Origin of the sequence: Segatella copri DSM 18205, assembly GCF_025151535.1 — a bacterium.
GTDB classification, from domain to species: domain Bacteria; phylum Bacteroidota; class Bacteroidia; order Bacteroidales; family Bacteroidaceae; genus Prevotella; species Prevotella copri.
Window position 1 is genome coordinate 3,249,349 of the sequence record NZ_CP102288.1, and the last position, 22,897, is coordinate 3,272,245.

General features: G+C 43.8%; 18 protein-coding genes. 9 read left to right on the plus strand and 9 right to left on the minus strand.

What is annotated here, in order from left to right:
- Positions 1 to 12 precede the first annotated feature (12 nt).
- From NQ544_RS13680 to NQ544_RS13690, 3 genes are all read left to right on the plus strand, one after another.
- The gene (locus tag NQ544_RS13680) at positions 13 to 1,239 is read left to right on the plus strand and encodes a sugar MFS transporter (RefSeq protein WP_006848805.1); all 1,227 of its coding nucleotides are present in this window, start codon (positions 13 to 15) and stop codon (positions 1,237 to 1,239) included.
- Positions 1,240 to 1,499: 260 nt separating this feature from the next.
- Entirely contained in the window at positions 1,500 to 2,513 is a 1,014-nt protein-coding gene (locus NQ544_RS13685; protein WP_040553598.1) for a class II fructose-bisphosphate aldolase, read from the plus strand.
- Between the two features lie 455 nt (positions 2,514 to 2,968).
- On the plus strand, positions 2,969 to 3,451 hold the full coding sequence (locus tag NQ544_RS13690; RefSeq protein ID WP_006848803.1) for a hypothetical protein: 483 nt from the start codon (positions 2,969 to 2,971) through the stop codon (positions 3,449 to 3,451).
- A gap of 166 nt (positions 3,452 to 3,617) precedes the next feature.
- Here the strand turns inward: NQ544_RS13690 and NQ544_RS13695 are convergent, their stop codons facing one another.
- The 8 genes from NQ544_RS13695 to NQ544_RS13730 form a co-directional block, all read right to left on the minus strand.
- Complete coding sequence (locus NQ544_RS13695; RefSeq protein WP_167529947.1) at positions 3,618 to 4,424, minus strand: DUF5106 domain-containing protein; 807 nt, start codon at positions 4,422 to 4,424, stop codon at positions 3,618 to 3,620.
- A 726-nt stretch (positions 4,425 to 5,150) separates the two neighbouring features.
- Positions 5,151 to 7,031 (minus strand): FimE-like fimbrial tip protein, encoded by a 1,881-nt coding sequence (locus NQ544_RS13700; RefSeq protein WP_006848800.1) that lies wholly within the window; start codon positions 7,029 to 7,031, stop codon positions 5,151 to 5,153.
- Positions 7,032 to 7,045: 14 nt separating this feature from the next.
- Complete coding sequence (gene fimD, locus NQ544_RS13705) at positions 7,046 to 8,938, minus strand: fimbrial tip adhesin FimD (RefSeq protein ID WP_006848799.1); 1,893 nt, start codon at positions 8,936 to 8,938, stop codon at positions 7,046 to 7,048.
- Between the two features lie 24 nt (positions 8,939 to 8,962).
- The gene (locus tag NQ544_RS13710; RefSeq protein ID WP_153134058.1) at positions 8,963 to 10,708 is read right to left on the minus strand and encodes a hypothetical protein; all 1,746 of its coding nucleotides are present in this window, start codon (positions 10,706 to 10,708) and stop codon (positions 8,963 to 8,965) included.
- A gap of 33 nt (positions 10,709 to 10,741) precedes the next feature.
- Positions 10,742 to 11,857, minus strand: a complete 1,116-nt coding sequence (locus tag NQ544_RS13715) for a FimB/Mfa2 family fimbrial subunit (protein ID WP_040553596.1) — start codon at positions 11,855 to 11,857, stop codon at positions 10,742 to 10,744.
- 340 nt (positions 11,858 to 12,197) lie between these two features.
- Positions 12,198 to 13,658, minus strand: coding sequence for an Mfa1 family fimbria major subunit (locus NQ544_RS13720; RefSeq protein ID WP_006848796.1), 1,461 nt, complete (start codon positions 13,656 to 13,658; stop codon positions 12,198 to 12,200).
- 160 nt (positions 13,659 to 13,818) lie between these two features.
- Positions 13,819 to 15,246 (minus strand): DUF3868 domain-containing protein, encoded by a 1,428-nt coding sequence (locus NQ544_RS13725; protein WP_006848795.1) that lies wholly within the window; start codon positions 15,244 to 15,246, stop codon positions 13,819 to 13,821.
- 12 nt (positions 15,247 to 15,258) lie between these two features.
- Positions 15,259 to 15,843: a DUF3575 domain-containing protein gene (locus tag NQ544_RS13730; protein ID WP_006848794.1), complete on the minus strand. Its 585-nt coding sequence runs from the start codon at positions 15,841 to 15,843 to the stop codon at positions 15,259 to 15,261.
- A gap of 488 nt (positions 15,844 to 16,331) precedes the next feature.
- Here NQ544_RS13730 and NQ544_RS13735 point away from each other — a divergent pair, with 488 nt between their 5' ends.
- Positions 16,332 to 17,339: a transcriptional regulator gene (locus NQ544_RS13735; RefSeq protein WP_006848793.1), complete on the plus strand. Its 1,008-nt coding sequence runs from the start codon at positions 16,332 to 16,334 to the stop codon at positions 17,337 to 17,339.
- Between the two features lie 199 nt (positions 17,340 to 17,538).
- Here NQ544_RS13735 and NQ544_RS13740 read toward each other — a convergent pair whose 3' ends face one another.
- A complete protein-coding gene (locus NQ544_RS13740; protein ID WP_006848792.1) occupies positions 17,539 to 19,053 on the minus strand; it encodes a bifunctional ADP-dependent NAD(P)H-hydrate dehydratase/NAD(P)H-hydrate epimerase in 1,515 nt (504 codons plus the stop codon).
- Between the two features lie 166 nt (positions 19,054 to 19,219).
- Between NQ544_RS13740 and hpt the strand changes: the two genes are divergently transcribed.
- The 5 genes from hpt to pgeF all read left to right on the plus strand — a co-directional run bounded on the left by hpt (position 19,220) and on the right by pgeF (position 22,889).
- Positions 19,220 to 19,759, plus strand: a complete 540-nt coding sequence (gene hpt / locus NQ544_RS13745) for a hypoxanthine phosphoribosyltransferase (protein WP_006848790.1) — start codon at positions 19,220 to 19,222, stop codon at positions 19,757 to 19,759.
- A 10-nt stretch (positions 19,760 to 19,769) separates the two neighbouring features.
- Positions 19,770 to 20,012 carry a DUF6722 family protein gene (locus NQ544_RS13750; protein WP_006848789.1) on the plus strand — a complete coding sequence of 81 codons (243 nt, stop codon included), beginning with the start codon at positions 19,770 to 19,772 and terminating at the stop codon, positions 20,010 to 20,012.
- Positions 20,013 to 20,160: 148 nt separating this feature from the next.
- Positions 20,161 to 20,733 carry an adenylate kinase gene (locus NQ544_RS13755; RefSeq protein WP_006848788.1) on the plus strand — a complete coding sequence of 191 codons (573 nt, stop codon included), beginning with the start codon at positions 20,161 to 20,163 and terminating at the stop codon, positions 20,731 to 20,733.
- A 150-nt stretch (positions 20,734 to 20,883) separates the two neighbouring features.
- Positions 20,884 to 22,044 carry a GTPase ObgE gene (gene obgE / locus NQ544_RS13760; protein WP_006848787.1) on the plus strand — a complete coding sequence of 387 codons (1,161 nt, stop codon included), beginning with the start codon at positions 20,884 to 20,886 and terminating at the stop codon, positions 22,042 to 22,044.
- 5 nt (positions 22,045 to 22,049) lie between these two features.
- Positions 22,050 to 22,889, plus strand: a complete 840-nt coding sequence (gene pgeF / locus NQ544_RS13765) for a peptidoglycan editing factor PgeF (protein WP_006848786.1) — start codon at positions 22,050 to 22,052, stop codon at positions 22,887 to 22,889.
- Positions 22,890 to 22,897 lie beyond the last annotated feature (8 nt).

The window sequence follows — 22,897 nt, forward strand, 5'->3', positions numbered from 1 at the left end:
AATGAATGCCTTATGAATATGTTAACAGAACAACAGACAGATACAAATCAGACAACCGACAGGAAATATCTTGTCCCGTTCATTCTCATTACGTCGCTCTTCTTTTTGTGGGGCTTCGCTCGTGCCATTCTGGATGTGCTCAACAAGCACTTCCAGAATGCTCTGCACATCAGTATTACTCATTCCGCCCTTATTCAGGTTACCACCTATCTGGGTTATTTCCTGATGGCAATACCTGCTGGCTTTTTTATCAACCGGTATGGTTATCGCCGTGGAGTAGTCTTCGGTCTGCTCCTCTTTGGTATTGGCGCTTTGCTCTTTATCCCGGGTGCTACGGTGGGCAGTTTCTCAGCATTCCTGGTCTGCCTTTTCATTATCGGGTGCGGTTTGGTGTTTCTGGAAACAGCCGCCAATCCCTATGTTACCGAACTGGGTGCCAAGGAAACAGCTACCAGCCGACTGAACTTATCGCAGTCGTTTAATGGATTGGGTGGCATTTTCGCCACACTTTGCATCGGTCAGTTCCTTTTCAACCAGACCGAAGAGGGCGGCAATGTGGTGGTGCCTTATACCATTCTGGGTATTCTGGTTTTGGTGATAGCTCTGGTCTTCTCACGTGTAGATTTACCGGAAATCAGACATGTGGCTACAGCAGAAGATGAGGCAGCCGGTTCTAATATCAGCAAACTCTTTTCCCATCACAAGATGTTTGTGTTTGGACTTCTGGCTTTGCTGAGCTATGAAGTGGCAGAGATTTCAATCAATTCCTACTTCATCAATTTCGTTACGGGCATGAAATGGATGGACGACCGCACAGCTTCCGTAGCCCTGACTTGTGCGCTGGCATTCTTTATGGTAGGCAGATTTCTCGGCTCCTGGATTATGCGCCGAATCAAGGCAACAACGATGTTGCTGATCTGCGCTGTGGGGTGTGTTGTCTGTATACTTTTAGTCCTGTCAAATCTGGGTAAGCTATCGCTGGTAGCCCTGCTTTGCAACTATATGTTCGAGGCCATCATGTTCCCTACCATCTTCAGTATCGCCCTTACGGGTTTGGGCAACCTTACCAAGACAGCCTCTTCGCTTCTGATGATGACGCCAATCGGAGGTTGCGGTTTCCTGTTGATGGGGCTCATCGCTGACCGTACTCATTTCACGCTTCCTTTCCTGGTACCGCTCGTAGGATTTGTCATCGTTCTGGCTTATGCGACTCGTGAATATAAACTTGCCAAGAAGTAACTGGCGGTTGGGTAGAAAGATGTAAATATAAAGATGTTAAATTGCTAACTGCGTTTAGCAAAAGCTTTGTGTTTTGTAGGGTATTGGTGCGGAATTAACTTTTTTAACTCGATTGCAACACGAAAAATCGAATTATCATTTTGTTGTCTCAAAAGAAAAAGGTAAATTTGCACTCGGTAAGGAAAGAGCCTCATAAGTTCTACACCTTATTATATATAAGAAAAAAGAATGTTTCATTAAACAATAAATTAAGTAAAATTATGGCAGTAGATTACAAGAAAATCGGTCTTGTGAACACTAAGGACATGTTCGCAAGAGCTATCAAGGGCGGTTGGGCCGTTCCTGCTTTCAACTTCAATAACTTGGAGCAGCTCCAGGCTATCATCCAGGCTTCTTCAAACTTGAAGTCACCAGTTATCCTTCAGGTATCTAAGGGTGCTCGTAAGTATGCTAACCCTACATTGCTCCGCTACATGGCAGAGGGTGCTGTAGAGTATGCAAAGGAGTTGGGTTGCAACCATCCTGAGATCGTTCTTCACCTCGATCACGGTGATAGCTTCGAGACATGTAAAGACTGTGTAGATTTCGGTTTCTCTTCTGTAATGATCGATGGTTCTGCACTTCCATACGAGGAGAACATTGCCTTGACAAAGAAGGTTGTTGATTACGCTCATCAGTTCGGTGTAACTGTAGAGGGTGAGCTCGGTGTCCTCGCTGGTGTTGAGGATGACGTAGTAGCTGAGGAGTCTCACTATACAAAGCCTGAGGAGGTTGTAGATTTCGCTACACGTACAGGTGTTGATTCATTGGCTATCTCTATCGGTACTTCTCACGGTGCTTACAAGTTCAAGCCAGAGCAGTGCACACGTGACCCTAAGACTGGTCACCTCGTTCCTCCTCCATTGGCATTCGACGTATTGGCAGCAGTTGAGGAGCAGCTTCCTGGTTTCCCTATCGTTCTCCACGGTTCTTCTTCAGTTCCTCAGGAGTATGTTGAGATCATCAACAAGTTCGGTGGTAAGTTGCCAGACGCAGTTGGTATCCCAGAGGAGCAGTTGACTAAGGCTTCTGAGAGCGCTGTTTGCAAGATCAACATCGACTCTGACTCTCGTCTTGCTTTCACAGCAGGTGTTCGTGAGACATTGGCTCTTCACCCAGAGTACTTCGACCCACGTCAGTACTGCGGTAAGGCTCGTGAGTACATGGTTGACCTCTATAGCCACAAGATCAAGGATGTTCTTCATTCTGATAACAAGTTGGCTAACCTCGACTAATCTTCGAGATTTTACAACACAAGATATGAGCGGGAATCCGAAAGGGTTCCCGCTTTTGTTTTATCCCCTTTTTTCTCGCAATCATACAATCTGTCAGCATGTAATACATATTGTGCACGATAACAAGAAAATCTTTACATGATTTAACTAAGAAAACTTGCATCCTATTGCCTTTTTTCCTATATTTGCAATGTTCAAACGAAAGAACAGGACATGTAAGAGGGGTATAAGCCCTATAGTAAATGATAACCAATAGTAAATGATAAGCAATAGTAATTGATAACCAATAGTAAATGATATCACTCCTCCCAACATATCATTTGTGTAATTGTAAAAGATGATTTAAACCGAAAGGTGTTTGTTTTTAAAAGCATCGGATGGTAATGGCCGAAAGGCTGGAATCTGAAGATGACAGGGTTAAATGATAATGAAAACAATTAGTAAATGGTATAACTATGAAGAAGTATTTTATGATGGTCATCGCTATGACTATGATGACAATAGGATTTGTAAGTTGCAGTGCATCTGACGATGAAATGGGTGAAACAGTTAGTCGCGTTACCACCGATGAGTCAGGTTTCTCTTTGCTCAGCTATTCCATGACTGCGGGCTCTGCCGTAAGCGAGGAGTCTAACAGTAAGGCTGAGAATGATGAGAAGTTGGTTTGCAAGGTTCTTCCGGGTGGTCAGCTGATGCTGACTCATAAGAATGTAATCTTCGACCAAGGTACAAATATCAAGTTTGCAACTCAGTTGGTTGGCAAGAAGTTGATCATTACCGAAACAGGTGATTATGGAAAGTCTGGTCAGTATGGTTATTATACGCTTGTTGCCAAGGTAGGAACAGTTAAGGATGGTGACTATGTGATTGTTGTAATGCGCAATGATCACGCCCGTGAGGAGTTCAAGTTGAAGTATGACTCTTCCCGAGCTAATTAAGATACATATAAATAGTAAAATTCAATTCAGATATATAATAAATGATATGAAGTTACAATTATAATGAATGGTATGTTGATGTATAATATACGAAGTTAAGACAAATGATAGTAAATGATATGTTTATTTAATAAAAGATGTCGCTTCTTTCGACCAGTCTAGTTTTTTACTTTCTGTTTTCATTTCCCCGTAATGCTTCCATGAGCTGTTCTGGTGTACAGTCTTTTAATATCACCTTATTCTCTTTATCCAACAGGTAAATGGTTGGCATGGCTTTGAGCCCGTAAATCGTGCTCAAGCGGTTATCTGCTACGATGCGGAGCAGACTGAAGCCGGCTGGTATTGTCTGTTTGTTGAGCCATGCAGATATCTTGTGGCAGTTCTCGCAGTCAGGATCGTAGAAATATAAGATAACCTTCTTTTCCCGGTAATCGCTCAACTGATGAGTCTTGCCGTCTTCCAGCATAAAACTGATGTTGGTAGCCTGTGTGCCAGGCAAGTTCTTTCTTGCCTGTTTCAGTTTAAATTCTATTCTTTCTTTCTCGGTTACATCGAAGTATGGCGATTTAGCCATGTCTTCCAGAAATAGGGCATATACCCTGTCGTTGCGCATGGGCGACTCAGGGTTCTCATAATAATGCTCGATGAGGCTTTCAAACTTCTCTTTAGATGGCTTCTGCTGGTAAGCTTTGGCTGTAAAGGCAGCAATACCCTTCTGGGCTATTTCCTGGTCGAAACGTGCCAGAATATCGATGAAGTTGACAAAGCCCTGTTCTGCCATCTCCTTGTTTGCCAGTTCCAGGGTATCGGAAAAGTTGAAGTTGTCCCAATAGTGCTCACTCAGGTATGTTGCGCGTTGCTCTACGCTGCGCAGACTGTCTGGCAGAGCAGGGTATGGGAAACTGTTCTGAGCCTTGGTTGGGGCTAAGGCTCCAACCAGCATGAAGCAACTGAGGAATATGAATCTTGCCATCATCTTTATATTGGAATTAATGATATTATTTAAGTTTCGCAAGTTCAGGAGTTAAAGAAGTTAAAGGAGTTATCGCTCCCTACGGTCGCTGAGGAGTTAAGACAATAGCCTTTTTGGCGTAGTTCTTAAGCTGCAAGACATACGTCTTAACTCCTTAACTTCCTTAACTCCTTTAACTTCCTGATATGCGAAAGTTCAGTGATATTACTAACGGGTGCAAAATTACAAAATAAAATTGAAAGTGGCAAGGTTTTTATATAAAAAAAAGCCGCGGAACTATAGAAGGTGAGATCACCTCGGCAACTACAGTTCCAACGACCAGTCTAGTTTTATTTATTGGTTCCCGCATACTATTTGTATAGTAAATGATAATTATTTTATTACCTATTTCATTGATATTTGGGGGCATTTAAATTTTGAAACGATATGCGCCCCGATACAGATATATGAACTAAACTTTTCTTAAACTTATTACTGACTCAAGTTTCGCATGTAAGCTCCATACGCCCTGAAAGGGCAGAAGCCCCTAGCCCAGGGCATCGCCCTGGGTTATTACGGACGCAAACCTGTCGCCCTGTAAGGGAAAAAGCTTTAAAACTCCAGACAAAACATAAGGCTTTTGCCCTTACAGGGCGTCTTGCTGATTGCTATTATACCCAGGGCGATGCCCTGGGCTAGGAGCTTTTGGGCCTTCAGCCCGTTCTTGAACCACATGCGAAAGTTCAGTTACTGATAGGTGAATTCAAACTTCTTGGCCTTTCCTTGGTTGAAGTTATCAGCCTTCAGCCAGAAGCATACCTTTTTGGCATTGCTGCGCACATTCCTCAACTTAAAGGTATATGTATACTTTCTTTCTTCAGCCTTATAGGTAAACCAGCTGCCTGTTTTGCATTTGCCTTCCGTTTCGGCTTGAGTATCACCTATTTCTACCTTCCAGTCTTCTGGGTAGATATCGTTGGATGCGATTTTGAAATTCACAGGCACCAGTTCGTCAGGATAATCCTTAGGAATGGTGATGGTGAAATCTCCTTCGCTGTTCAATTGGAAGTCATAACTAGCCTCACTCACACTATAGAGATGGATGTTTCTATTGAGTCCATGCACTTTGTCGATGAGGTGTATGATGCCCTCTCGCCAGGTCTTGTCTACCGTGTCCAATTTGTACTTAATGGTACCGGTACCGGTCTTTGATGCTTCGTTATAATCATAGCTGGTAACCACTGGCGCAGCTGCAGTTCCGAATGACAGGTTCTCAGTCCATAAAGCCACGAAATCCGTAGGCTTCTTGTCGGCTGCATCATCGCCCTTATAGGTGAATTCGATGAATTGTTCAGAACCGGAAGCTGCATTGGTGGTCTGATAGGTGCCCTCGTTGATGGCGAGTTCATAATTACCATCCTTCACTCCCGGAATGTATTGTTCCACTCTAATCCAAGGGTTATTGACCGGTGCACCTTTTATCGCTTCCTCAGAACTTCCTTTGCCATAGCTTTCGTCCAGTTTGTCTATGATGATTCTGTATTCATAGTTACGCTTGATGGCGTATGGCTTGTTGTTTTTATCCTGAAGGTATATGAAATAGAATTTACCATTATACCTTATAGTAACCTTAGCAGGGTCAGTTGGCAAGTTACTTTCTTCAAAGGCTGCTGTCGGATTGTACATTTGCCCATTGCTACCTTTCAGTCTCTTAGTGCTTACGGATGGTGTTATATATGTAGCATTCCATGTCCAATCTTTGCCTCCTGTAGTATCATCGAACTTCAGACTGTCTCGATTGAATGGTGCTATAGTTCCGTATTGTACACCATTGAAAACAGATATTCCGAAATCGCTGCTTTTAAGGTTCGGGTTTGCTTTTTTAGCCGCGTCGCTCCAAACGGCAGAAATCTTCGCTCTGTCTCTTATAAGATGGATGATGTAGTCTTTTTGTTTGTCGGTATTGGTAAGATACTCCTTCAGTTGATTAGGGGTGTCTCTTTTGATATATCCCCAATAGCGAGTCATCACATGTTGCAGTTCTGTATGATTTGTCTCGAAAGTTGTCATAAGCATGTTTTCATGCATTCCTACCCATTTCCATTGAACGTTATGCCCGTCTTCATCTATATCGTTAAGGGAATTATATTGTTCAGTAGCGTTAGCTACTAAGTGGATACGAGAAGTCTTGTTTGGGATTTCTGCCTTGAAATCTCTAAGTACTGAACTTCCGTCCCCATTTATGTCACCTCCTGATACAGCGGTACTGTCTTGCTCAGCTTTTTTCTCACTTGTGATCCAGTAATTACCATCATTGTCTCTATAAAACCCTTTGATGGGGTTGAACTGATCTTTAATATTTCCAAAACCAACAAATTGGCCTTCGTTGTCGAAGCAGAATAGTTTTAAATCATCTTTACTTCTAATACCTTCGTTCATGTAAACAGTACTTCTTGTAGCTGTTTGCTTCTCGAAGCTAGGTATGGCTATATTGAAGTGAGCGGTATAGTAACCATCTTCAGCCTCGTTGCTTGAAGTCTCGTTGTCTACTATACAATCGGTGCAGGCTGTCAACATAAATGTTAACAGCACTGCTATCATACCAATATGTAATCTTATTTGTTTCATATCATTAACCTTCTTTATTCTATACCTTGATCCTCTATTTTCTCGATTTCATCTGGTGTCAAGTCATGTACGCAACGAACATAGGCTCCCTTGTAATTAGCGTTACTTTGTTCTTCAGACTTATCGCCATCGAATGTCCAGTAGGATTCACCTTGTAACAGATCATCAGGAATAGCGTTATTGCCTGATTGTAAACTAATAATTTTTTTAACCTCTTCTTTTGTAGGCAAACGCCAACCGCTTAGATCAAGGTCCTCGCCTTTCCTTGTCTTAGCCTTTTCTTTGTACTGTTCACAGTATTTCTTGGCTTCGTCGTTGCTGCCTATTGATTGCAACCTACTATTGATGGTTGAGGCAATGATGAAAGCAGGTGATACCGTATTGTCATTTTTATCTGATGGCTTTGCCACGCTATAGGTGTTACTACTCTTTGTCACTGAGTGTTGAATCGTGTATAGGCGTTTATTTTGCCATTGATTCAAAGTACCCGTACTTTCTACATTGAGTGAATAGATGGCAGGGTACTTCCTTACATTCACTTTCTGAGATTTGGAGCCGTCGTTAGTCTTTACGAGGAAGTTGATGTAGCTGATGGTATATTCTGGTTTGTTACCATGAATATCTATCTTTCCTCGGTTATCGTCACCAACGCTTTTGTCAGACTGGCTGTTGATCTGACCAGCCAGGTTGTTATCCACTATCTTTTTACCATATTTATCAAAGTAATATCCTTCCTTTTCTGGTTGCTGAAAGATAGGGCAGGATGCAAACCAGTCGATGCACCAGTTATCTGTTCCCCAATCCATCGGTTCCTTGAGGTCCAGTTGGGTAGGATATACCACGAGGAAACTGGCTTTATCTCCCTTCACATAAGTTTCTTCTCCTTGCGTCCATTTCGTAATTTGCCACTTGAGATAACCAAGGTCGTCATCGTAATCAATATCTGTTTTGGTATCCAGATACTTGATGACGGCATTGACGGTATAGATATAGTTGCGGTCTAACTCCTTGTCACCCTGAGGGTCACGAACCGGTATCTTCAATTCCTTCGGAATATCAGGTTTAGAGTTGTCCTTATATTTAAAGTTGACCTTTGCTACAATCTGTGGCATTGTTTCCTGAGTTTCCCATTTGGTGGAATAACTGTAGGTGGTTACCGTGAAGACCTTATTCCCCTTCTCATCTTCTGCAGATGCTGCCGGGCTCCAGGTATTGTTGTCTGATATGATAGTTGGAGTTGCGGTTTGATCACCAGCAAAGATGGTAGTATTGGTATTGTAGTTGATGAGTTTCCACTGAACGTCAGAAATATGGTAATCCTTCACCGTAGAAGAGATGTTCAGCTTGATTTTGGCAGCCGCTCTTACCAGTTCTACCGGGATATTCTGTTCTGCCTTTTCTGTAATCTTGTATGAACCATGACTGCTCATCAGAAACAGCTTCTTGCTGTTGTCTGTAGAGTAAGGCATCCAAATATCATCATCCTTCTGGGTAGCTTTCTGAAGTTCATCCAGGCTTTTGCCTTGCAGGCTCTGACTGGCGTTGGCTGCTGCATAGAATGCATAACTTTGACCTGATTGGAGGTTCAGGCTCTCCTTCCAGTTGCCCGAACCCAGTTCCTCTGCTTTGTTCTCTGCAGGGGCGTCGAACAGACTGTCTATTCTGCGTTCGCTGGATGACGGTCCGAACATCTTAAAGTCAAGAGAAGACAGAGTTTTTTCATGAAGATTCTCTTCTTCCTTCACTCTTGTGGTCTGCAGGTCGTTGATCATGGGAGTCATGCTCAACTGTTGTGTAGCCGAACCGTTTCCCAGTTCGTCTTCAGCTGAGCATCCTGCCATGAGCCATCCTGCCGTAAGAGCCAAGATGCATTTTGCGAATCTTATGTCTATATATAACTTCTTCATGATGAATGTTATTTTCTGTTGTCTTTATAATACTTGTTCAAAGTGAATATCCTTACCGGCGAATTTGCCCTTCTTACATCCTTTATATTTGGAACCTGGATTCAGGATAAACTTATCGTTTGGATATGTCGTCAGGAATACCTGCGCCTTTACATTGTGTGGCTTTGCCAGATCCAGTCTGTTCTTTGGCACGACATAGAAGTAGAGCGTCTTCTTCTCACCACTTTTATTGATGATGAAATCATCTATATGATAAGTATATCCAATAACATTGTCTCCATCGTTTTTGTCTGAAATGTTTGGATCGTAAACCGGATCTTTATGATCATCATAGTTGCCATCCTTATTGCATTCTACGAATCCGAACATCGGGTTGTCTGTCTGGAGAATCCAAGGCTTACCTTTGGTATCGATATCCTGGAGCGTAATCATCGGTCCGCGTTTTGGGAAACCGTAATATACCTTGTAGCCCCAGTCTGTCTTTCCGCTGTCAGGGATTTCAACATTCGTAGAGGCATCGATGAAATCGAATGTTCCTCCATCCTTCCATTCCTGAATGGTAGGAGTAACGGTGAGCTTGCCCATCTGTCCGTTGAGGAAGTAACCATAAACTACCAGTTCTCTGTTTCTGATGGCATTTCCTTTAGAAGGAATATTGAAGGTCTCGTGCTTCTCGGTTGCTCCGCCATCTAATGAATAGTAGATGGTGCCTTGGATGGCTTTGTTGGTTTCACGGAGATAACAGAGATCATGAGATTTGATTCCTTCCTTATTAAGAGCATCCAGATATTCCTGGGCAGACTGATTCTTTTTGATGAAACTCTCAGGATTATCCACTTCCTTGATATCCGTGTTCTCTACACCTGCCAGTTTCAGAGTGTCTGATACGTAGGTTGTAGCCGAATTGTATTTCTGACTTGTAACGTCCTGGTTGTAACCATTCTCGTTATATGTCGCTTCGTCTGGGAAAACATAGCTGGCAGTAGGAATGGTATTGCCTTCTACCTCTATTCTTATTACCTTTACCTGACTGGTGTTGGCATCAGTACCCTTTTTGCGGGCAAAGTAAAAATGGAGTTTCGAAACTGCGCGAACCAAAGGAATCTTGATGCCTTTGTCTTTGGCTCCTTCTTCTGTATCAGCCACATGGCTGTCTACAGAGATTTGAGTGATGGCACGGGAGATAGGGAGTCCCTTTTCCTTTGAAACCTCTTTTGTTTCTGCAGTACCATCGCCATTGATACCGAAAGGTGAGGTAAAGCTGACTTCTTTCAGATCTTTGCGGGTAACAGAACTGAGGTCTTTGCCTTTCATCTGGTCCGGCATGTTGATGCTCTCAGAGTTTGCCAGGATGTAAAGGTCGATATTCTTTACTTCTTCGCCGCCAATCTTTCTCAGGAATCGGAGGTTCAGGGTATAGTTACCGTTCTTCACTTCGCTCAGCGTCTCTGCTTTATAAGAGATAGGAGTGGCTTCATCGCCGGTATTTGATTTGAACACCCACACCTTGATGTTATGGATGTCGCTCTCCTGAGTAGGATTCGCATCAGTCTCATTGTCGGCAAGAGCCTTTCCGCTAGTTTCTCCGGCTCTGGTACTGTTTCCGGTGCCGGTAGAGAAACTGAGGCTCAGATAGGCATTGTCGCTTTGAGCTGTTTCTGTATTTTCGTTCTCTGAACAGGATGCCATTGCGCCTACCATGAGCAAAGCAGCGAGTGCCATACACACTGGGCGTGTCATCTTGGTCAGAGTAGATTGATAGCGTTTCATGTTTTCTTTCTTTTACTTATACTTCTTTCTTTTTTATTTTCCCAGGTCGGCATTCTGAAGATTCAGAACCCAGTTGTTTACCTTGATTCTTGCATCCATGCTGTAGGTAGAACTTGGAGCTGGCACGTAGAATACCAGGGTGTAATGGTCCTGACGGTCCAGATACTGCTGGTCGCTCCAGTCTTTGCCGTAGCGGTCGCTGGCACAGAGTGAGAGGAACCAAGGCAGGGAGTGGTTGAAGATGACTTTGTTGATGCGCTTGTCTGTGATGACGATGCGCTTGTCATCATATTGGCTGGATCCGTCGGCAGCGCGACTCTTGTTGTCATCTTTGGTTTCGAACATACGTGATGATGACAGGTCGTAAACCAGCGCCTTTTCTACGTCTTCGCCTTCTACCTCGGTCTTGCCGCTGTGGTTTTCTACCAGTTTCTTCTCATAAGGAAGATAGGTGATTGCCTTTGGCTTTACCTTGTCGCCCTTATAGTCGAGTAGGGCAGCGGAACCTTTGATTTCTACATCGAAGTTTTCGGCTGTGAATCCTTCCTGGTCGGGTTCGAATGGAAGCATCACCACGCGGTATGTCTTGGTACACTTCATCAGACTCAATTTTCCCTGCACATCGTTTTCTCCATCAAAGTTGAGGGAGTCTTGTGCGGTATAGAGGGCGGTGAAGTGCTTGTCGTTAACGGATTCTTCTTCGTTTTTTTTGCCCATTTCCTCTTGCAGGTCGTTGATGGTAGAGATACCTGGGGTAAGTTTAGTAAAGCTAAACTCGGTCTCATCATCATCTTCGGCTCTTGTTCCCATTGCGGCAGGCTGCTTGTCACGAGCCAGGCAGACGAAGGTATACTTGCCTGCTTGCAGGTCTGTGATTTCCATCTTATGACCTGTTTCAAACTTGTCAGCCGACTCGGTATAGTTATCTACGAACTTACCGTTCTTGTCGAATACATAAACGTTGAGGTTCTTCACCTCAGCAGAGAAAGCATCTGCCTCTTTCACATTATAAGTATAGTCGAATTTGAGCGACAACTTAGCTGTAGGGCAGCTCGTGATATCATCTTTCATGCATGATGAAAGAGAAGTGAGTGCGATGGCTGAGATGCAAACCAGCTTGCAACATTTGTTGTTGAGGAAATGTGCCATATTCTTTATCTTTTATAATCTTTTACTTTTACTTATTTTATATAGAGAGTGCCGTAGGTAGCGAATATCTTTGCTTCATCAGCTCTCTGTTTCGTTGCCTTCGGCATCGTTATTATCTAAGGATGAAAAGTGCCAGTCTTTCGGGTTGGGGGTATGACGGCACGTCTTTGTATCTCCCGCCTTTTATACATGGGCGGCAATGTTAGTTATCTTTTAAGAATGTTTTCGTTCTTTTCAGAACGAACGTTTGATTGGTAAACTCTCGGAGGAGGATAGCTCCCCCGAGAGTATTGGTATATATATAAGTATTTATATTTTATCTGTCTGGTTTGACGGAATATTACTTCAAGCTAACTGACTGCTCGCTTACTACCCACTGATTAACAGTAACAGTGCACTGCAGGTAGTAGTTTGGCTTCTTGTCGTCTGGTGTAGGACCGTTTGGAACGTCTCTACCGAGGTCGTAAACGTTATCTACTTTCAATTTGTAGATGCTGTTACGGAGGATAGAGTAATAAAGGTTAGTTGATGAGAACTTGTAAGATTGGTCATCCAAAGCTACGCGGTAATACATCAAACCCTGCTCATAAACGTCGATGTTGTACTTCTCGCGGAATGTAGCCAATATATTTTCGTCTTTCAGTTTGCCATTCTCGTCCTTGATTTCCTTAATAGCCTCTGCTGGTTCAACCTTAACACCTGTATCTTTGTTAACAAATGGATATTCTACAGTAGGGTCTTTATAAATCTGCTGGAGTGATGTATAGATCTTGCCATCATAACGATAGAATGTACCATCTTCGAAGTCCTTATCTGCTGTATTCTTGACGTTTGCCTTGTAACAGAGGTACACTGCTGTAGCCTTCTTAAGGTCGCCTGTTGTGTTCTCCAAAACATAGTTTGAAGCAGCTTTACCGAAGTTATCCAAGCTACCGTTGTTGTTGAACTTATCACCATAAGTATCATAATCAAGAGTATAAGTACCAACTGGAGCCAAGAACTTAGCGTACTCGTTCTCCCACTGCTGCATTACGTTAGTCTTGGTGTTCAAGTTAGATACAGCATAGTTCTGGTATGCGATGCCCTCAACCCAATCAGCAATATTCTCTGTTGCTGGAGCATTCTCACCTGTGACTACTGTAATATTTTTTGCATCATCTGCAGAAGGAGCATCGATACGAGCAACAATACGATCCAAGTAGATGTTCTCGCATTGTGCTGGATTTGTGGCAGTCTTGTTGGCACTTGTGAATGTTACTGTAGCCTTATCACCACCCAACTTGTTCTGTTTGTCATTCTGGTTAAACATTACGAATGAACCCGCTGTTGCCAAACTAGAGTTTGTGCCAGTATATGTTGCTGTAAATGTATCTGAAATAGGGTTGCTGCTAGTCTCGTTACCTGCGAGGAAATATACCTGATATTTCTTGCCTTCAGTAACACCATTTACTGAAACCTTGATAGCCTTTGTGATACCAGTGTTCTGCTTATCAGAAGTCTTCTGCTGCCAATCAGCGTCGGTAATCTGCTTCTTGAAAATACACTTGTCGCCATCATAAAGGTAGAATGTACCTGTTGTTACCTTTGCCTCATCGTCTGTTGCTTTCTCTGTTGTACGATCAGTCTGGCTAGTTCTTGTGCCATTAGCCTTTGGAGTCTGTACATTCAATGTGATGTAGAAACCATCTACATTCTCCTGACCTGCTTTGTCATTAGCCAAATCCTCACTGTCGCTGCAGCTAGTGAAAGACAAAGCTGCGGCTGAAACCAAGCTCATTACGAGCAAATTCATTTTTTTCATAATCTTTTTACTTAATACAAAAAAAGTTATACAATATATTTAATTAATTCTTGTTCTCAAAATTAAGTTTCGCACATATTGGCACAATCCGCTGAAAACAGATCGTATTTTACATCATCTTTTATCTTATACTTATATAAATAGAAAGTAAATAGTTACTTTAAAGTGCCTGGTTAACTTTATCCAGGTTTTCCTGCGCCTCCTTCAAACCACCGGCAATAGCTTTCTCAAAGTATTGCTTGGCTGTCTGATAATCTTCCTTCATGGAAGCCAGACAACCGCGGGCATTGTTTGCCTCGGCGCTGTCGCCAGCTTTCTGGAGATATTTCTCTGCACTCACCTTGTCGCCACGTTCGATGGCTGCTGAGGCTGCATTGAGATTGGCAAGCTTATCTTCAGGGAACATTCTTACAGCTATGTCGAAAACATTGTTGAATTCGGCGCTACCCTTAGGATAAGTCTGGGCTACCAGATACATCTCCTGGAGAGAGAGCTTCTGAGGACGGGTCTTGATAACCTCTCTAGCCTTTGCTACATTGAATGCCTGAACATCATATTCTATCGTATAGTCGGTACGGCGAAGTGATGGCCATACATTCTGCAGGAGATAGCGATAAGCCTGAGGAGCCTTCTTGAGCAATGCTTTCTCTTTGGCATCTGGCTGCATGTTGCTGTTGATAATCTCAAGTGCAGCTTCCTTCTGAGGAATCTCATTCTCATTTACATACTTGATGGTTCCTGCCCAGTCTTCTGCTGTAGCTGTGGCCGCAAACAGTTTTGAAGAAATTGGATAGGTCTTCAGAATATGCTTCAAAAGCGCCTGTGTACGGTTATTCGACAACTTGTTGTTGTTGGCATATCCGCCATCAGGTGATGCATAGCCGTGGAGGGTTATCTTGGTGATGGTAACATCCGAATCGTTCTTCACGAGATCGAGTGTCTTGCGGATATTATCCAGTTCGTTGGCATTGTTGCCCATATCGTACAGGATATCCCACTTATTCACCTTGAAGTTCAAACGGGCAGAACCATTCTCCTTTCTTGCCTTTACGGCTTCTGCCTTAGGCTGTACATAAGCGTTGAAGAGATTCTTCGGAGTAGAGAATGCACGTCCTTCCGGATTCAGAATACCTTCGTCGAGAAGTTGCTGGTTGCAACCGCAGGCATCATTGCTGATGGCGAAGTTTGAGTTCTTCATCCAGTCGCTGAACGGAGCGGCGTATTCATAATGAAGCGTCTGTGCTGTCTTGTTCTTACGGAGTGCCACGATGAGTGGGTTTGCCGTAGCCGTTTTCTGGTTACGCTGATAGTAAATATATCTCTTTTTACCCATCACCTCAACACTCGGCATGAAGAGCGTATCCTTTTCGTTGAGGATCATTGGGGTATAGATGAGACCTTTGTTGCTGGCAAGCTGAATTTGGTCGAGGTTCAAGTCCATAGCCACTTTCACCTGGTTGCCAACCTTTCTGATTGCCTTATTCTGGATTTTCAGATTCTTGTAAGCCTGCTGGGTATTATCGGCTGATATAGGAAGAGCGATAAGCAAGGCTCCGAACATACTACCTATTATATTATATGTATTCATCACTGATTCTTTTTAAAAAACATACACTAAGTTGAGGGCTGCTTTTGTCGGGCCCACATAGTTGTGTGCCTTGTCATCTTCAAGTTTATCTCCGCATTGAGCACAGTTAAACTTATCTGCCTTAGAGTAGATATAGCCTACACCAAGTTCAGCTTCCAGATTCCAATGTTTCGAGAGAGTCCAAGCGTAGCCGTAAGCTACACCTGCACCGATAAACCATCCTTCATACCGATAGTCTTTCAGCTTAGAGAAATCAGTGCCCAGGAACTTGAAGTCAAGATCCATGCCACCGATGTTGTGAGATCCACCCAAGGCATGGAAGCCGATGAATGAACCCATCATTTTGTTACAGAACCAGTATCTGGCCTCTGGCTGAACGAGCCAGTGTTTCCATTTCTTGTTCTTTGAAAACGTCCAAGGATTGTAGTTTCCGGATACGTCAAGTGTCCATTTAGGAGAAAGACCGAATTCAACACCCAAGTTCATGGTTGTCGTTGCATCATACAGCAAGTTGGTCTTTACCGCAGCTTCCTGCGCTAGAGCAGGACAGATTAGGCTGCCGAGTGCTACTAACGCAATTAAAATCCTTTTCTTCATACCTCAATTAAACTTTTCTTTTTTTAAAAATACATTGAGCGATTTTGAATCACCTTTTACTTTCTTATACTCTTTTTATATTTATAATGATCACCAATACCTGAATCTACTGAGAACTCATGTTTCCTGAAGTTTACTTTCAACTGTTCTTTTTCTCCTTTCAGTTTACTTTCAACTTACTTTTTAGTTCGTCTGTATCTCATATCGTTGGATTTCAGGTGCAAAAGTAGAACGAATATTGGATACAACCAAATTTTTAAGCACTGAAAAATACTGAAAAATGCTATTTTTAGCAAAATAGTACACTGATTTATGCTTAAAATCGTTAAATTTGTACGATTTTCGGATAATTGAACAAGAATTTCTGATATTATTTGTATTTTTGCAGCCGGAATCAATAATTCCCTAAAAGAATGGCAATTTCCAAGAAAAAGAGCCGTTTGACTTACGAATGTATACATAAGATTTAAGAAAATAACCAATACGAAATGAAACTGAAGAATGACATTGTAAACCTGATTGTGAGGGTAGAGCATCATTTATGCCCTCAATATTGTGGTGTGGTAGACCGTCGACGCGTTATCGCCTTTCTACTTCTGACGATAAGCGAGCTGATTATCATACCTTATCATATTATGCTCTTTCTGCTGGTGAAAGAACCTTATGGTTTAAGCCTCTGTGGCTTGCATACATTCGTGTTCTGCATCCTGCAGTTCCTGGTCTGGAAACGGAAGATAGCTTTCGTGAAAGGTATTTCTTCTCTTTACCTTCTGATGTTCGCCAAACTGGCTCTTGATAGCGTATTTTGCATCAATTTCGGTTTTGCTAATGATGATTTGAGCGTTATCTGCAACCTGTTTGTCGTCTTTATCCTGGCTATTACAGCGTTGAGCCAAACTTTGTATAAGACTTGCACCATCATCACGGTAGGTACGATACCTATGTTGCTGATATACCTGTTCAGCACTCCGCTTATGCAAGCTCTTTTCAGTATGAAGGCTGTTTTCCTGAGTTTCATGATGCTGGTTTATGTGGCAGTATATAATATGAGTATTGTAACCAAGGGGTTGCGCCCGCCGAAACGGATGACTCGGGTTGAAAACAAGGCGTTGAATATGCTTGCCGATTTGAAGGATAATGAACCGGAAGCAGCAGAAAGCCTGATGAAGCGTCTGACTCCTGATGTCCGGCAGAAGATTATTACCCATGCTTCTGAACATCTGTTTAATGAAGAATTGAATAGAGTGGCATGGGATCAGGTTTGTGATGGTCTTACGTTCAGCGAAAAGGAAATATGCAAGCTGATTCTTCAGGGGCATACTTTAAAGGAAATTTGTGCAGAACTCAATAAGAGTGAATCAAATATCACCAGCCAGCGTTGTCATATCCGCAAAAAGTTGAATATGGACCGTCGCGATGATTTGAGGAGAACCTTGGAAGTAAGGTTCTATGATGCGCAGAAACAAGTAAAAAAGTCAGAAGCCGAGAACTCCTGACTTTTATGGATATTCTTATTCCCTGATAATTCAAGTTCAGAAGTTAAAGGAGTTAAAGGAGTTATCGCTCCCTACGGTCGCTGAGGAGTTAAGACAACAGTCTTTTTGGCGTATTTTTTTAAGCAGCAAGACATACGTCTTAACTCCTTAACTTCCTTAACTCCTTTAACTTCCTGATATGCGAAAGTTCAGTTGATCATTATTCTTCCAATCTGAGAAATGCTTTCGGAAGATACTGGATAATATCGCTGGCGATGAGGCTCTCTTTACCCAGATCTTTGGCTGCAAGATCGCCAGCCAGACCATGAAGATGCATACCCAGTCGACAGGCATCTTCCTGTTTGTATCCTCTTGCCAGAAGACCGGTGATGATACCTGTCAGCACATCACCGCTGCCTGCTGTAGCCATACCGCTGTTGCCCGTACTGCAGAAATCAATCTTTCCGTCAGGGTGGCAGAGTGCAGAATAATGTCCCTTTAATATAATGTATGCCTGGAGTCGTTCTGCCAGTTCGCTTGCCTTCATCAGTCTTTCGGTACAGCTGCTGCTCGCATTTCCGGCAAGCCGGTCGAACTCCTTCGGATGAGGTGTCATGATGATATTCTTTGGCAACTGCTGCATCCACGCCCTGTGGCTGGAAAGAATATTGAGCGCATCGGCATCAATGACGAGCGGACAGGTAGCACGGCGCAGTTGGGCGATGAGGGCGATGGCTGTTGTTTCGTTCTGTCCCAATCCGGGACCTACGCCCAGCGCATCGAACATCTCTGTATCTACCGGTTCGCTGAATATGGTTTCTTCAGCATCCATCTGCAGTACCGCTTCAGGTACCGAAATCTGCATGATTTCATAATTCCGTTTTGGGGTATGGGCTGTTACCTTGCCTGCACCGGTTCTCAGACAAGCCTTGGTGGCTAATACCGAAGCGCCGCTCATGCCGTAACTTCCCGCTATGAGCAGCGCATTACCCATGCTGCCTTTATGGGCAAAGTCGCTGCGCGATTTCAGGAGCGGACGGATGTCGTTCTCTTCGAGTATGCGGCACTGGCACTCCGTATTCTGGATGAATTCCTGGGAAAGTCGGATGTCGAGAACGCGCAGTCTGCCCAGGTACTGCTGGTTATCCGCCATCAGCATCGACAGTTTCTTCTGCTGCAGGGTAAGGGTCAGACTGGCACGGATGATGTTGGCATGGATATTATAGGAATTGTCCTCGGTCATCAGTCCCGAAGGGATATCGATGCTTACAACCTTGGCAGGACTCTGGTTGATATATTTCACCATCGCGGCGAATCCGCCAGCCAATGGTTTGTTGAGTCCGCTTCCAAAGAGTCCGTCCACCACCAGCGTTTCTGCATTGAGCTTAGGAGGGTCCAGATTGGTGGTAATCTCAGTAAATTTCACTCTCTTTGCATCCAGCAGACGCTTCTTGTTGGCAAGACAGTCTGCCGACAGTTTATTCTGCACATTAAAGAGGTATACACTTACATCATATCCATCCTCGCTGAGCATTCTCGCCACAGCAAGCGCATCGCCGCCGTTATTACCCGGACCGGCGAAGACAACTACTGGAGTGCGGTTAGACCATTCCTCTTCTATGGCGCGTTTCAGCGCTTTGGCTGCACGTTCCATCAGGTTGAGCGAACTGATAGGTTCGTGCTCAATGGTGTATTTATCCAACTCATGAATCTGAGCGCTTGTGAAAATCTTCATATTATCTGATAATCTTAGTATTATCTGCGCGAACTGTCGTGATAATTTGTCAACTCATGCAGATAAACGGTTATTTTCATGCAAAAGTACAAAAAATAGTTGATGAAAGCACGAAGTTTCATGTTTTTTTCGTAATTTTGCAGAAAATATTATTATAGAACAGACTATGAGCATAGTAAAGATCAAGGATAAGAGCTTCAAGACATCGATTCCTGAGGCTGAGATTCTGAAGAAAGTACAGGTCGTAGCAGACCGTCTGAACAAGGACTATGAAGGCAAGACCCCTGTGTTCTTGGCAGTATTGAACGGCGCATTTATCTTTGCAGCCGACTTGATGCGAATGATTACCGTGCCAAGCGAGATTTCATTCGTGAAGTATGCTTCTTACGAGGGTACCTTCTCTACGGGCAGCATGAAGACCCTGATGGGTTTGAACCAGGATTTGGCAGGCCGCCACGTGGTTATCGTAGAGGACATCGTAGATTCCGGTTTCACCATGGCTCACATGATTGAAGACCTGAAGAAGATGAACCCAGCTAGCGTTGAGGTTTGTTCCCTCCTCGTGAAACCAGGCAACTTGAAGGTTGATCTTGATATCAACTATGCTGTTATGAAAATCCCTAACGATTTCATCGTGGGATATGGATTGGATTATGACCAAGAAGGCAGAAACCTCCGCGACATCTACACTATTGTAGAAGAATAGGAGGTGAAGCATGTGGGAGAAACTGAGTGATTATTTTCTTGATATCTCCAAATATCTTATAACAGCTACGTTTATTACGACTTTTGTTGGAGATATGGGGGAAGAACTGCATTGGCTTATTTATCTGGTCAGTTTTATCTTGGCAACGGGACTTTTCGGGTTCGCTCTGTATTTTGATAAGAAAGGTAAGAAAGAAAAAGAAGCAAAGCGTAAAAAATATAATAAGTTTAATAATAAAAATAGGAGGATGTAAGTATGAACACTTTAATTTTTTTAGGCATGTTTGCCGTTTTCTTTGGTGTTACTATAGCTATACTTTTGTCTCCTTGGGGACAGAAATGGATGAATGAATATTAGTTTCTGACACAACATAAATATTTTATATATATATTAAGGTAAAAATGAAAAATATCGTAATTTTCGGCGCTCCAGGTGCAGGTAAGGGCACACAGAGCGACAAGATGATCGAGAAGTATGGTCTCGGTCACATTTCTACAGGTGATGTACTTCGTAACGAAATCAAGAACGGTACAGAACTTGGTAAGACAGCTAAGGGTTATATCGACAATGGTCAGTTGATTCCAGACGAGTTGATGATTGACATCCTCGCAAACGTATACGATAGCTTCGGTAAGGATCACGCTGGTGTAATCTTCGACGGTTTCCCACGTACCACTCCACAGGCTGAGGCTCTGAAGAAGATGCTTTCTGAGCGTGGTCATAAGATTGCTGCAATGATTGAGTTGGCTGTTCCTGAGGATGAGCTGATGGCTCGCCTGATTAACCGCGGTAAGGAAAGCGGCCGTTCTGATGATAACGAGGAGACTATCAAGAAGCGTCTCAATGTTTATCATACACAGACCGCTCCGCTCATCGACTGGTATGAGAAGGAAGGCATTCATCACCACATCGAGGGTCTCGGTACTGTAGATGAGATCTTCGCTCGTGTTTGCAATGTAATCGACAATCTCTAATTAGTATTTAGTATAATGTTAAGTGTTAAATGTTAAATGTTAAGTTGGGCGTACGCCTTTCGGGGAAAACCTAGCCTGATGTTGAAACGGAATATTCCTTTCGGGATAATTTAACACTTAACATTTAACATTTAACATTACAATATAAAAATGGCTGAATCCAATTTCGTAGACTACGTAAAGATACAATGCCGCTCTGGTAAGGGTGGCAAGGGCTCCATGCACCTGCGCCACGTAAAGTACCAGCCTAACGGCGGTCCTGACGGTGGCGACGGCGGACGTGGAGGAAGCATCTATCTCCGCGGCAACCATAACTACTGGACGTTGCTGCACCTCAAGTATCAGCGCCACTTCTTTGCCGAGCATGGTGGAAATGGTGGCCGTGATAAGTGTCATGGAACCGATGGCAAGGATATTTATATCGATGTGCCTTGCGGTACCGTGGTATATAATGCCGAAACAGGCAAGTTTGTATGCGATGTGGCTTATGACGGGCAGGAAGTTCTGCTCCTCAAGGGCGGTCGTGGCGGATTGGGCAACTTCCAGTTCCGTACCTCTACCAACCAGGCTCCTCGTTATGCACAGCCGGGCGAACCTATGCAGGAGATGACCATCATCATGGAACTCAAGCTCCTTGCCGATGTAGGTCTGGTAGGTTTCCCTAATGCCGGTAAGTCAACTTTGCTGAGTGCCGTATCAAGTGCCCGTCCTAAGATTGCAAACTATCCGTTTACTACGCTCGAACCATCGCTGGGTATCGTAGATTATCGCGATCACCAGAGTTTTGTCATGGCTGATATTCCTGGCATCATCGAGGGAGCGAGCGAAGGAAAAGGTTTGGGCTTGCGATTCCTCCGCCATATTGAGCGCAACTCTCTGCTGCTCTTCATGGTTCCGGGCGATACTGACGACATCAAGAAAGAATATGAAGTATTGCTGGGCGAACTGAAGAACTTCAATCCGGAGATGCTCGACAAGCATCGCGTGCTGGCTATCACCAAGTGCGATCTGCTCGACGAAGAACTGATTGAAATGCTCAAGGAAACCTTGCCTACCGATCTTCCGGTGGTCTTCATCTCGTCTGTTACCGGACAGGGTATCCAGGAACTGAAGGACGTGCTCTGGAAGGAACTCAATTCAGAGAGCAACAAGCTTCAGGAGATTACTGCCGAAGATACGCTTGTTCACCGTGACAAGGATATGTCTCGCTTCCAGCAGGAACTGGCTGCAGAGGGCGAGGATGTAGTAGAATATATTGATGAGGATGAAATCGAGGATGTTGACGACCTCGATGATTTCGAATACGAATAAATGTTATGATCAAAGAATATCAGGTAGCCGCTGGTGTCAAGGCTTTCTCTACTACCCGCAAGGGAGGAGTGAGCCAGGGCAACTATGGCGAATTTAATATCAATGAGTTTTGCGGTGACAATGCAGAACATGTGGCTGAAAACCGCAAGCGTCTTGCCACAGAGTTGGGTATTGATACAGCCCATATCATCATGCCCCATCAGGTGCATGGAGTAGAGGTGCGCAATATTGCCGGTGAGTTTCTCACCATGCCTGAGAATATCCGCAAGATGGTGCTCGAAGGTGTAGATGCCGTGATGACTGACCAGAAAGGTGTATGTATCGGTGTTTCTACTGCCGATTGCATCCCTGTGCTTCTTTATGATGAGGAGCATCATGCTGTGGCAGCCATCCATGCCGGCTGGCGTGGCACGCTGGCTCGCATCGTGCATAAAACCATTCAGGAGATGGCGTTTACCTATCATACTGACCCGAAGAAGTTGAAGGCTGTGATAGGTCCGGGCATTTCGCTCGACCATTTCGAGGTGGGCGATGAAGTTTACGAGGCGTTCGAGCAGGCAGCTTTCCCTATGGAAGAGATTGCCGAACAGCGTCCTAATGCCGCCTTCTCGGTTGATCCTGCTGAGCGTGAGCGTCTGGCTGCTGAGGGTAATATCATGCAGCCGCTGAAATGGCATCTCAATCTTCCGCTCTGCAACAGACAGATTCTTCTGCATTGTGGAGTGGCCGAAGAGAATATCCAGGATTGTGGCATCTGTACCTTTGCCCATAGCGATGAGTACTTCTCTGCCAGAAAGCTGGGTATCGAGAGTGGCAGAATCTATACAGGCATCTTGTTGAAGTAAAAGCCTGG